This window comes from Flavobacterium sp. (assembly GCF_043760115.1).
Classification (GTDB): Bacteria; Bacteroidota; Bacteroidia; order Flavobacteriales; family Flavobacteriaceae; genus Flavobacterium.
Genome location: NZ_JAYUPK010000141.1, coordinates 81149 through 92215, shown reverse-complemented (window position 1 = coordinate 92215; position 11067 = coordinate 81149). Strand labels below are relative to the sequence as shown.

At 30.0% G+C, this 11067-nt stretch carries 13 protein-coding genes and 1 tRNA gene; 6 read left to right on the top strand and 8 right to left on the bottom strand.

Annotated features, from left to right (window positions below; all coding sequences use genetic code 11):
* Positions 1–492: 492 nt before the first annotated feature.
* Positions 493–566, bottom strand: a tRNA-Ala gene (locus tag ACH2BC_RS12350).
* A gap of 106 nt (positions 567–672) precedes the next feature.
* Here ACH2BC_RS12350 and ACH2BC_RS12345 point away from each other — a divergent pair.
* The gene (locus tag ACH2BC_RS12345) at positions 673–1440 is read left to right on the top strand and encodes an enoyl-CoA hydratase/isomerase family protein (protein WP_395054308.1); all 768 of its coding nucleotides are present in this window, start codon (positions 673–675) and stop codon (positions 1438–1440) included.
* Between the two features lie 26 nt (positions 1441–1466).
* Complete coding sequence (locus ACH2BC_RS12340; protein ID WP_395054307.1) at positions 1467–1916, top strand: 6-pyruvoyl trahydropterin synthase family protein; 450 nt, start codon at positions 1467–1469, stop codon at positions 1914–1916.
* A 3-nt stretch (positions 1917–1919) separates the two neighbouring features.
* Here the strand turns inward: ACH2BC_RS12340 and ACH2BC_RS12335 are convergent, their stop codons facing one another.
* The gene (locus ACH2BC_RS12335) at positions 1920–2042 is read right to left on the bottom strand and encodes a hypothetical protein (RefSeq protein WP_395054306.1); all 123 of its coding nucleotides are present in this window, start codon (positions 2040–2042) and stop codon (positions 1920–1922) included.
* A 125-nt stretch (positions 2043–2167) separates the two neighbouring features.
* Between ACH2BC_RS12335 and ACH2BC_RS12330 the strand changes: the two genes are divergently transcribed.
* Positions 2168–2923, top strand: coding sequence for a UDP-2,3-diacylglucosamine diphosphatase (locus tag ACH2BC_RS12330; RefSeq protein ID WP_395054305.1), 756 nt, complete (start codon positions 2168–2170; stop codon positions 2921–2923).
* Between the two features lie 216 nt (positions 2924–3139).
* Here the strand turns inward: ACH2BC_RS12330 and ACH2BC_RS12325 are convergent, their stop codons facing one another.
* The 6 genes from ACH2BC_RS12325 to ACH2BC_RS12300 form a co-directional block, all read right to left on the bottom strand.
* The gene (locus tag ACH2BC_RS12325; RefSeq protein WP_395054304.1) at positions 3140–4408 is read right to left on the bottom strand and encodes an MFS transporter; all 1269 of its coding nucleotides are present in this window, start codon (positions 4406–4408) and stop codon (positions 3140–3142) included.
* 3 nt (positions 4409–4411) lie between these two features.
* Positions 4412–6103 carry a single-stranded-DNA-specific exonuclease RecJ gene (recJ, locus tag ACH2BC_RS12320; RefSeq protein ID WP_395054303.1) on the bottom strand — a complete coding sequence of 564 codons (1692 nt, stop codon included), beginning with the start codon at positions 6101–6103 and terminating at the stop codon, positions 4412–4414.
* 79 nt (positions 6104–6182) lie between these two features.
* Positions 6183–6530, bottom strand: coding sequence for a HopJ type III effector protein (locus tag ACH2BC_RS12315; protein WP_395054302.1), 348 nt, complete (start codon positions 6528–6530; stop codon positions 6183–6185).
* Positions 6531–6576: 46 nt separating this feature from the next.
* Complete coding sequence (locus ACH2BC_RS12310; RefSeq protein WP_395054301.1) at positions 6577–7767, bottom strand: ATP-binding protein; 1191 nt, start codon at positions 7765–7767, stop codon at positions 6577–6579.
* Positions 7768–7885: 118 nt separating this feature from the next.
* Entirely contained in the window at positions 7886–8560 is a 675-nt protein-coding gene (rsmI, locus tag ACH2BC_RS12305; RefSeq protein ID WP_395054300.1) for a 16S rRNA (cytidine(1402)-2'-O)-methyltransferase, read from the bottom strand.
* Positions 8561–9616 carry a hypothetical protein gene (locus ACH2BC_RS12300; RefSeq protein ID WP_395054299.1) on the bottom strand — a complete coding sequence of 352 codons (1056 nt, stop codon included), beginning with the start codon at positions 9614–9616 and terminating at the stop codon, positions 8561–8563.
* Positions 9617–9719: 103 nt separating this feature from the next.
* Between ACH2BC_RS12300 and ACH2BC_RS12295 the strand changes: the two genes are divergently transcribed.
* From ACH2BC_RS12295 to ACH2BC_RS12285, 3 genes are read left to right on the top strand one after another with little or no spacing between them, the layout of a single operon-like run.
* Complete coding sequence (locus tag ACH2BC_RS12295) at positions 9720–10340, top strand: thymidine kinase (protein WP_395054298.1); 621 nt, start codon at positions 9720–9722, stop codon at positions 10338–10340.
* A gap of 15 nt (positions 10341–10355) precedes the next feature.
* Complete coding sequence (locus ACH2BC_RS12290; protein ID WP_395054297.1) at positions 10356–10865, top strand: hypothetical protein; 510 nt, start codon at positions 10356–10358, stop codon at positions 10863–10865.
* 44 nt (positions 10866–10909) lie between these two features.
* Positions 10910–11065, top strand: coding sequence for a DUF6364 family protein (locus ACH2BC_RS12285; RefSeq protein WP_395054296.1), 156 nt, complete (start codon positions 10910–10912; stop codon positions 11063–11065).
* The last annotated feature ends 2 nt before the right edge of the window (positions 11066–11067 follow it).

The following is an 11067-nucleotide window of genomic DNA, read 5'->3' as shown; positions in this document are numbered from 1 at the left end:
TTTTTTCTAAAAATTAAAAAAATAAACCATTAAGTTGTTTAAGAAAATTAAGCTTTTATATCTTAATGAACCTTAATTTTTTAATGGTTTGAAATTGTAAAGAATACTTAATTCGAACCACCACTTTAATTAATTTTTTCTAAAAATTAAAAAAAATACCATTAAGTTATTAAAGATAATTAAGTTTTTTAAATCTTAATAAACCTTGCTGTCTTAATACTTTAAAAGTGGAGAAGATGAGATTCGAACCACCACTTTAATTAATTTTTTCTAAAAATTAAAAAAATACCATTAAGTTATTAAAGATAATTAAGTTTTTTAAATCTTAATTATCTTTAATAACTTAATGACTTTAAAAGTGGAGAAGATGGGATTCGAACCACCACTTTAATTAATTTTTTCTAAAAATTAAAAAAAATACCATTAAGTTATTAAAGATAATTAAGTTTTTTAAATCTTAATGAACCTTAAATAACTTAATGGCTTTAAAAGTGGAGAAGATGGGATTCGAACCCACGACTTCTTGCCTGCCAGGCAAACACTCTAACCAACTGAGCTACATCCCCAAAATTATTCATCAAATATAGTATTTTTTAATTTCAGAATTCATTTTGAAAAACTAAATCTCTAAGTTTTCTAAATTATATTAAATTTACATAAAATTTCAAATTTATGTCTTTAAACGATTTACAAGGTTTTGTTCACACAACTATAGATAATAATGTTGCAAAAATTACATTTTCACATCCTGCAAGTAATTCTTTTCCAAGTCATTTACTAGATAAATTGGTTTTAGAATTAAACAATGCAAGTGAAAATAATTCAATAAATGTAGTTTTACTTCAAAGCGAAGGAAACGGAGCTTTTTGCGCTGGAGCATCATTTGACGAACTACTTTTAATAGCCAATTTTGAAGAAGGAAAAAAATTCTTTTCTGGCTTTGCCAATGTTATAAATGCCATGCGAAAATGTTCTAAAATAATAGTTGGAAGAATTCACGGAAAAGCAGTTGGTGGTGGCGTTGGACTTGCTTCTGCTTGCGATTATGCAATGGCAACAACAGAAAGTGCTGTAAAATTATCAGAAATTGCTATCGGAATTGGTCCATTTGTAATAGAACCAGCAGTTGCCAGAAAAATAGGAAAAACTGCTTTTGCAGAAATGACATTAACACCTAACGATTGGCAAACTGCAAGTTGGGCAAAAGAAAAAGGATTGTACGCAAATGTTTATCAATCTCGTGAAGAATTAGACAAAGAAGTTAATGCATTTGCCAACAAACTTGCAACTTATAATCAAGAAGCATTATTGCAAATGAAAAAAGTATTTTGGAATGAAACTTCCAACTGGGACGAATTACTGATAGAAAGAGCCGCAATTTCTGGAAAATTAGTCCTTTCCGATTTTACCAAAAATGCTTTAAATCAATTTAAAAAGTAACTAACTTTGCAACCAAATAAAGCAAAATGAGCAATATCAGAATTACAAAACAATTTAGTTTCGAAACCGGACACGCACTTTATGGCTACGACGGAAAATGCAAAAATGTTCACGGACACAGTTACAAATTATCGGTAACCGTAATAGGAACGCCAATTTTGGACAATTCCAACGTAAAATTCGGAATGGTAATTGACTTTACCGATTTAAAAAAAATTGTAAAAGAAGAAATTGTAGATAACTTTGATCACGCTACAGTTTTTAATAAAAATACACCACATGTAGAGTTGGCAAACGAACTTTCAACTCGTGGACACCATGTAATTCTAGTTGATTATCAACCAACTAGCGAAAATATGGTGATTGATTTTGCGCAAAAAATAAAAAATAGATTGCCCAATAATGTACAACTTCATTCCTTAAAATTACAAGAAACCGAAAGTTCATTTGCCGAATGGTTTGCCTCTGATAATTAAAGTTTATTTAAAAGTAGTAGCGAATGGTTTGGGCATTTTCAATCCACCATTTTCCTGCTGTGCATTCCAATCTTTTTTCAATTGCCTTGGGTTTAAACCCAAGGCAATTGAAAAAAGGATTTCCATTACCATCAGGGCTAAAATATTTATGTCTTTTGTAAAATCTTTATTATAATTCAAAAAAACTCACAACTCAAAACGCATTACTAACAACAATTTTTTTTCATACATTTGAAAATCTAAAGTAAAAAATGTTACCCAACAATAAAAAAATTTATTTCGCTTCCGATCAACATTTTGGCGCACCAACTCCAGAAGCAAGTTTTCCGCGTGAGCAAAAATTTGTAGCTTGGTTAGATGAAGTAAAAAAAGATGCCGAAGCCATTTTTTTATTGGGTGATTTATTCGATTTTTGGTTTGAATATAAAACCGTTGTTCCAAAAGGATTTGTTAGAGTTTTAGGCAAACTTGCCGAAATTCGTGATAGTGGAATTCCGATATATTTTTTTGTTGGTAACCATGATTTATGGATGAATGATTATTTCCAAAAAGAATTAAACATTCCAGTTTATCTTGACAATGAAGAATTTACATTTGGAGGAAAAACATTTTTAATTGGTCATGGCGACGGAAAAGGTCCAGGAGACAAAGGTTACAAACGAATGAAAAAAGTATTTGTACATCCAATTTCTAAATGGATTTATAGATGGTTGCATCCAGATATTGGAATGAAATTAGCACAATATCTATCAGTAAAAAACAAGCTAATTTCTGGAAGCGAAGATGTAAAATTTCTTGGCGAAGAAAACGAATGGTTGGTGCAATATTCTAAACGAAAACTAGAAACTAAACATTATAATTACTTAATTTTTGGTCACCGTCATTTGCCAATGATAATTTCGGTTGGCGAAAATTCAGAATATGTAAATCTTGGCGATTGGATTGGATACTTTACTTATGGTGTTTTTGATGGTGAGAAGTTGGAGTTAAAGACTTTTGGAAATTAATTACCGAACATTAATTCATATTTACTTTGCGTGAGTGATTACTTCACATTAAGTTTATTTTCATATGAGTTCAGTGAATTTCATTTGCAGTGAAAATCCTTTTTTTAAATTGCGCTGGGTTTAACCCAGCGCAATTTAAAAAAAGACCTGCCTGCCGGCAGTCAGGTTGCAACGGATAGCACGAACTTTTTAGGTCACGCCCAAAAAATTCTAATTTTAGTCACCATTTTCTAATGCATCAACATCTTTTTGCAAATCAAGTTTTTTGAAATTGGGTAAAACAATTGCCGTTGTTGTTACTGTTATCAATGTCATAATTCCGCCAAAAACTACTGCATTTACAACTCCCATAAGTTTGGCGGTAACACCACTTTCAAATGCTCCAAGCTCATTAGATGAACCAACAAATATTGAATTTACTGACGAAACTCTACCACGCATAGTATCTGGCGTGTGAATTTGCAAAATGGTATTACGAATTACAACTGAAACGCCATCGACAATGCCACTTAAAAAAAGTGCAAAAACAGAAAGCCAAAAACTTGTTGATAAGCCAAAAACAATCATACAAATTCCAAACATAAAAATTGCTGACAATAATTTTATTCCAGCATTTTTATTTAAAGAAATATAAGCTGATAATACCATTGTAATTACTGCGCCAACTGCTGGTGCTGCTCGTAAAATTCCGAATCCTTCGCTTCCTACTTTTAAAATATCTTGTGCGTAAATAGGTAACAAAGCCATTGCGCCACCAAATAAAACGGCAAACATATCTAACGAAAGTGAACCCAAAATGGTTTTGTTTTTAAAGACAAATTTTACACCTTCTTTTAAACTTTGAAATATTGGTTCGCCAATTTTATCATTTAAAATAGGTTTTTTAGAAATTTGAGTTAGCAGCAATAATGCAAAAACAGAAAATGTAAAAACCAAACACATTGACCAATGAACACCAATAAAACCAATAGAAAAACCTGCTACTGCTGGACCAAACATTGAGCCCATTTGCCAAAAAGAACTGCTCCAAGTAGAAGCATTTGGATAAATCTTTTTAGGAACTATTAATGCCAAAAGCGAAAAAACGGTTGGTCCAATAAACGAACGAACCAAGCCACCAAAAAATACTAATGCATAAACTAAATATAAAATTGTATTGGTCGAAATTCCTGCTTGAACTGATGGTAATGTTACTACGAACAAACCAAAACTAACCAAAGAAAATCCCAAAATACATTTTATTAAAAGTGTTTTCTTTTCGTTTTGATCTACAATATGACCTGCAAAAAGTGCCATTGCTATAGCAGGAATTATTTCCATAAGTCCAATAATTCCTAACGAAAGCGGATTTTTAGTTAAACTATAAACTTCCCATTCAATAATTACAAATTGCATTGACCAAGCAAAAACCATTGCGAATCGCATTAGTAAAAAGAAATTAAATTCTTTAAATCGTAATGCTGCGTAAGGATCTTTTTCTTTCATTTTTTAATTTCTAATGTCTTTTAATCGCAATTGCAAGGTTACATTTCCGTTAAATTCGTTTTCGTCTATGCAATAAACGACGTCAAATGGTTTTTGGTTGGTAATTTGTTCTAATTTTTTTCCTAATCCAAAACCTATTGCTCCAATTCCTTGCGAACCATTTTGCTTTACAAAAAGTTTTAAATGTTCATCGTTTTGTCCAAGCGGTTTTGCATATCCAGTATCTTTTATATTTTTGGATATAAAAACTGGCGTCATATTTTGTGGTCCAAAAGGTTCAAACTGATTTAATAATCGAACAAATTTTTCGTTAATATCGGATAGCTCAATTTGAGCATCGACCGATATTTCGGGAATCAATAAGTCTGGATGAATGGTTTCTTGAACTACTTTTTCAAAAGCGTCTTTAAAATTTTTATAATTTTCTTCTTTCAATGTCATTCCGGCTGCGTACATGTGTCCGCCAAATTGTTCGAGATGTTCAGCGCAAACTTCTAAAGCATTATACACATCAAAATCTTTTACCGAACGTGCAGAAGCTGCTAGTTTGTCACCACTTTTTGTAAATACTAATGTTGGACGATAGTAAGTTTCTATCAACCGCGAAGCTACAATTCCGATTACGCCTTTGTGCCAATTTTCTTGATACACAACAGTTGTAAAACGGTCTTTTTCATTATTATTTTCTATTTGCGAAAGCGCTTCTACAGTTATTTGTTTATCTAAATCTCTTCTATCAGTATTGTATTGTTCAATTTCTGAGGCAAATTGTTCTGCTTGCTCTAGATTAAATTCTGTTAAAAGTGCAACTGCTTCGTTGCCGTGTTTTACTCTTCCTGCAGCATTAATTCTTGGAGTAATTATAAAAACTACATCGGTAATTGTGAGTACTTTTTTCTTTACATTCTGAATCAGTGCTTTTATTCCAGGTCGAGGATTAGTGTTGATTACCTCTAATCCAAACTTGGCTAAAACTCGATTTTCACCAGTCATAGGAACAATATCTGCGGCAATTGCTGTGGCAACTAAATCTAAATAAAGTACTAAATCTTCTATGGTTTGATTACGATTTTTGGCAAGTGCTTGTATGAGTTTGAAGCCAATTCCGCAACCGCAAAGTTCATCGTAAGGATAAAAACAATCCTCACGTTTTGGATCTAAAATAGCAACTGCACTTGGTAATTCTTTTCCTGGTCTGTGGTGATCACAAATTATAAAATCAATATTTTTTTCATTTGCATAAGCGATATGATCTATCGATTTTATGCCGCAATCGAGTGCAATTATTAAGGTAATTCCGTTGTCATCGGCAAAGTCAATTCCTTTAAAAGAAATTCCGTAACCTTCATCATAACGATCTGGAATATAAGTGGCAACATTTGGATAATAGCTTTTTAAATAGCTGGAAACTAGTGAAACTGCTGTTGTTCCGTCAACATCGTAATCGCCAAAAACTAAAATATTTTCTTGATTTGTAATTGCTTTTTCAATTCGTGAAACTGCTTTATCCATATCTTTCATCAGATACGGATTGTGCAAATCGTTTAAAGTTGGTCGAAAGAAAGTTTTGGCTTGTTCGTAGGTTTCAACACCACGCTGAATTAATAATGTGGCAATTATTTCATCTATATTAAGTTCATTTTGTAGTTTTTGAACTTTTTCTTTTTCTGGCTTTGATTGTAATGTCCAACGCATAAGGATATTAGATATTAGATTTTTGAAATTTGATTTTGGCGTATATTTTGCAAATGTAATAAACTTATTCGAAAGTTTATTACTTCAATTCCAAAGCGTTACCTTCAAACGAAATTCCATCCCAACCAAAATTAATAAAATTTCTAATATTTTGATGATCGTTTCCATCTGGCTTTTTTAAAACATCATTAAAATAATAACTTCCAAAAAGAGTTAAAGTTTCGTCTTTTTCTAAGGTATTTATTTTTGCAAAAGCGAAAATTTTACAAGAACCATTATTTTCATTTGAATTATTAAAATGATTTCCGTTTTTAAAAGCTGTTGGCGTAAAATTATAATTGGAATCTATAATTGTAATTGTTTCTTGAAACGCAATTGACTCTGGATTTTGTTTTACTTTATTTATAAAATCTGTAATAGTATTCATATTTATCTTTTCTTATATTATTTTTTCTCAAAAAACTCATCTAAAATCAATACATAAATCCAAACAACCAAACCGGAATGTAGTTTCCAAAACCAATTTCTATATTATCTTTGGCAATGTAGGCATTATCTAATTTTGCAATTTGTTTCTTTGTTTTGCTTTTACCTCCAATTTCAAAGGTGTATTTTTTATCAATTATAAAATCGGATTCAACCGATAAATTTATTTCTTTAAGTCCTTTAAACTGGTTTAAGAAAAATGTTTCTCTAACATTTCCTATATTGATATTTTCCTTTGCTAAGGCATACATTAAATTGGTATTGTTTAAAAATAATTTTTCTGGCTTAGTTAATACACCAATTCCTGATGCATCTTTATACAATTCATTTACCAATCCTGCTCGGTCTAAAATTTTTATTGCTTGTATTAATGTGTTTCTAGAAACTCCAACTTTTTCACTTAATTTAGTTATATTAGGCGTAAATGGTGCGCTTGAAGCTATTGCAATTAATAATTTTTTTAGCTTTACTAATGTTTCATAATTTAAATCTTCAACCGCATTTACATCTATTTCTATTATTAAATTTATTGTATTCAACAACTTTTGATTATATTCTACTTCATTTTCTTTAAAATACGGATAAGCACCAATTTTTAAATATTTACCAAATAATTGAAGCGGTTTAATTTGAGAAAGTAAATTAGTTGCAATTTGATTGTGATTTTTAAGAATGTCTTCAAATGAAAATTTAGGAAGTTCCAATCCTAAATCTAAAGATATGAATTCTCTAAATGATAATTCTTTTAGATTATAAGTTACTGCTCTTCTACTTAAATCAGATTCGCCTCTATAAATTTCGAGCATTGATGATGAAGTAAAAATAACATTTAATGAAGGAAAATTATCATAAATTAGTTTAATTTCTCTAGACCAATTTGGATATTTATGCACTTCATCAAGTAATAAATGAATTCCTCCAGTATCTGAAAACTCTTTTGCTAAATAATATAATTTTTTGTCTAAAAAGTAAATATGATCTAAACTAACATATAATGTTTTTTCTAAATCAAAATTTTTCTTTGCGATTTGTAATAATAAAGTAGTTTTTCCTGCACCTCTTGCTCCTTTTACTGCTATCAATTTATTATTTAAATCAATATCATTCACTAAATAACGTTGAAAATCTAAAGATAAAGTTGCTGTTTTTTGCTGTGATTCAAATTTTAATTCTTCCATAATTAACTATTTAGAAGCACAAATATAATAAATTGTTGTTTGTAAACAACATTTTTTATATTATATTGTTATTACAAAACAACAATAAATATATTTTATTGTTAAGTCAACACAACAATTACTTAGTTTTTCCACCAACAATAACCACAATTTCACCTTTTGCAGGTTTAACTTCATAGTGTTTTAAAACTTCTTCGGCAGTTCCACGAATAGTTTCTTCGTGCAGTTTAGACAATTCTCTAGAAACCGAAATTTGTCTTTCTGCTCCAAAATATTGAGCAAATTCTGCCAAAGTTTTATTTAATTTGTGTGGAGAAACATAAAAAATCATCGTTCTGGTTTCTTCAGCAAGTGCTAAAAATCTGGTTTGTCTTCCTTTTTTATCAGGTAAGAATCCTTCAAAAACAAATTTGTCGTTGGGCAAACCACTATTTACCAAAGCTGGCACAAAAGCGGTTGCGCCAGGCAAACATTCGACAGGAATTTTATTTTCTACACAAGCACGAGTTAATAAAAATCCAGGATCAGAAATTGCTGGCGTTCCTGCATCAGAAATTAATGCAATGGTTTCGCCAGATTTTAATCGTGCAATTATATTTTCAATAGTTTTGTGTTCATTATGCATGTGATGACTGTGCATGTGCGTGCCAATTTCGAAATGTTTAAGCAATTTCGAAGATGTGCGTGTGTCTTCGGCAAGAATTAAATCGGCTTCTTTTAAAACTTTTATAGCTCTAAAAGTCATGTCTTCAAGATTGCCAATTGGCGTTGGAACTATATAAAGTTTAGACATTTAGGCAAATTTTTTCTCTATTATTTCCATAAAACGCTCTTGATATTCTTCTTTTCCACTCCAATCATTATAATCTGGTTTTACCATATCATCTATAAATTCTTGAGCTTCTTGCATTGTATCAAATGTATTTAATTGAGAAATTACTCGATTATAATCTTCATTACTGTCTGCAAAAAGATTTTTTACAAAAGCAATTCTATCATTTAAACCCACATTTATTCCAGCAGATAATTTCTCGTTTAAAGTTTTAATCTGAACTTGATTCAGATTCTCATCAACTTGAACTTGATTCAGATTCCCAACAACCTGAACTTGATTCAGATTCTCATCAACTTGAACTTTTGCAATTTCAACTTTATTTACAACATCTTCTTTTACTTCTTCTACTATTTTAGAAATTGAAGTTGCAACATTACCTGGTTTATCAAATATTGGTTCGGTATAATTTTGACCTAATAAATCTTCAAACGAAATTTGTTTTGGTTCTTGTTTTACAGGTTCAAATGTAATTTCTTTCTCAATCTGAACTTGATTCAGATTCTCATCTTTATGAACTTGTTTCAGATTCTCCTCTACAGGAGTTTCTGCTGCTAGTTCAAAAATAGCTTCAAAATCTAAATCGTCTTTAATCTGAACTTGATTCAGATTCTCTTCTTCTACCTTTTCATCTTCTATTGTTTCAACAACTTCTTCTTCAATCTGAACTTGATTCAGATTCTCGTCTTCTAACTTTTCATCTTCTATTGTTTCAACAACTTCTTCAATCTGAACTTGTTTCAGATTCTCTTCTACAGGAATTTCTGCAACAATTTTAGGTTTAGAAACAATTTTTAGTGGTTTTTCATTTAATGAATTTTCAATTTTTTCTTGTAAATCTTCTTTAGAAACATCTGCTTTAAGTTGCTCATAATTGTCTCCATAAAATTTTAAAACTGTTAAAGTTTCATATAATTTTTGAGTTTCGCGATACAATTGATCTACTTCCGATTTGTTTTTTAATTTTAAAATTCGGTGCGCAATGCTTATCAATTCAGATTCTAATCTTTTCTTCATAACTTTTAAAATTATAGTGGGTTGCTTATGTAATTTTTATACTAAATTTGTTTCTTTACAAAGTAATAAAAACAATTCCTTTTACAAGGTCTAAAAATACAAAATGTTTCTCGAAAATACAGTAAATCATAAAGAACAATTTGGTTGGATAGAAGTAATATGCGGTTCAATGTTTTCTGGCAAGACAGAAGAATTAATTCGTAGATTAAAAAGAGCACAATTCGCCAAGCAAAAAGTAGAAATTTTTAAACCATCTATCGATACCAGATATGATGAAGAAATGGTGGTTTCTCATAATAAGAACGAAATTCGCTCAACACCAGTTCCTGCTGCTGCAAATATTGCAATTCTGGCTCAAGGTTGCGATGTTGTTGGTATTGACGAAGCACAATTTTTTGACGATGAAATTGTAAAAATTTGTAATGATCTTGCCAACTCTGGAATTAGAGTAATTGTAGCCGGATTGGATATGGATTTTAAAGGAAATCCGTTTGGACCAATGCCAGCATTAATGGCAACTGCCGAATATGTTACCAAAGTTCATGCCGTTTGCACAAGAACAGGAAATCTTGCCAATTACAGTTTTAGAAAAACAGATAACGATAAACTAGTAATGTTGGGTGAAACTGAAGAATATGAGCCATTAAGTCGCGCAGCTTATTTTAATGCAATGCGAAAAAATATTGTGGTTAAAGATGCCGAAAATGTTTCTGAAGAGAAATAATAATTAGATAAAAAAATGGAGATTAACACTTTGTGGAAAACAATAATTAAATTGTTTGGAATTTGGATTTTAATAGATTCATTTTCAATAATTCCACAATTTTCTCAAACATTTATTTATATGAATGCTGATAAAGATATTGAATACTTATTTTATGTAATTCTATTCTTTGGTTTATCAATATTATTTTATTTTTTAGTTATACGTCTTTTTCTATTTAAAACAGACTTAATAATTGATAAATTAAAATTAGATAAAAATTATATTGACAAGAAAATTGACTTAAATATAAAAAGTTCAACCGTAATTTCTATTGCTATAATAATTATTGGAGGTATAACTTTAGTAGATTCAATTCCTAGACTTTTATCAGAAATAGTTGAGTTTTTACAGCAAAAAATGTTAATAAAAGAGTATCCAAAATTTAGCTGGATAATTCTTCAAGCATTAAAATCAATTATTGGATATTTAATGATAACAAACAGTAAAAGAATAACAAATTTAATTGAAAAAGAAGTCGCATAAGTTTGAATTATCGATGTAAAAATCACTCCAAAATAAATAATGCTATGGATGCAAGAATTGTTATTACAGCCAACAAACAAACCATTATTGATGCTAAAAAAATAGCTAAAAATAATAAAGTTAGTTTATCTAAAATGTTTGAATCTTATTTGAGAGATTTATTAGATGGAAAAGTTGAACTAATTATTTCTAAAAAATAAAC

What these genes read in the sequence shown, in the direction of transcription:
- ACH2BC_RS12345 (WP_395054308.1), top strand. Translation starts at nt 673, where the DNA reads ATGTCTTTAAACGATTTACAAGGTTTTGTTCACACAACTATAGATAAT.
- ACH2BC_RS12340 (WP_395054307.1), top strand. Translation starts at nt 1,467, where the DNA reads ATGAGCAATATCAGAATTACAAAACAATTTAGTTTCGAAACCGGACAC.
- ACH2BC_RS12335 (WP_395054306.1), bottom strand. Translation starts at nt 2,042, where the DNA reads ATGGAAATCCTTTTTTCAATTGCCTTGGGTTTAAACCCAAGGCAATTG.
- ACH2BC_RS12330 (WP_395054305.1), top strand. Translation starts at nt 2,168, where the DNA reads ATGTTACCCAACAATAAAAAAATTTATTTCGCTTCCGATCAACATTTT.
- ACH2BC_RS12325 (WP_395054304.1), bottom strand. Translation starts at nt 4,408, where the DNA reads ATGAAAGAAAAAGATCCTTACGCAGCATTACGATTTAAAGAATTTAAT.
- recJ (WP_395054303.1), bottom strand. Translation starts at nt 6,103, where the DNA reads ATGCGTTGGACATTACAATCAAAGCCAGAAAAAGAAAAAGTTCAAAAA.
- ACH2BC_RS12315 (WP_395054302.1), bottom strand. Translation starts at nt 6,530, where the DNA reads ATGAATACTATTACAGATTTTATAAATAAAGTAAAACAAAATCCAGAG.
- ACH2BC_RS12310 (WP_395054301.1), bottom strand. Translation starts at nt 7,767, where the DNA reads ATGGAAGAATTAAAATTTGAATCACAGCAAAAAACAGCAACTTTATCT.
- rsmI (WP_395054300.1), bottom strand. Translation starts at nt 8,560, where the DNA reads ATGTCTAAACTTTATATAGTTCCAACGCCAATTGGCAATCTTGAAGAC.
- ACH2BC_RS12300 (WP_395054299.1), bottom strand. Translation starts at nt 9,616, where the DNA reads ATGAAGAAAAGATTAGAATCTGAATTGATAAGCATTGCGCACCGAATT.
- ACH2BC_RS12295 (WP_395054298.1), top strand. Translation starts at nt 9,720, where the DNA reads ATGTTTCTCGAAAATACAGTAAATCATAAAGAACAATTTGGTTGGATA.
- ACH2BC_RS12290 (WP_395054297.1), top strand. Translation starts at nt 10,356, where the DNA reads ATGGAGATTAACACTTTGTGGAAAACAATAATTAAATTGTTTGGAATT.
- ACH2BC_RS12285 (WP_395054296.1), top strand. Translation starts at nt 10,910, where the DNA reads ATGGATGCAAGAATTGTTATTACAGCCAACAAACAAACCATTATTGAT.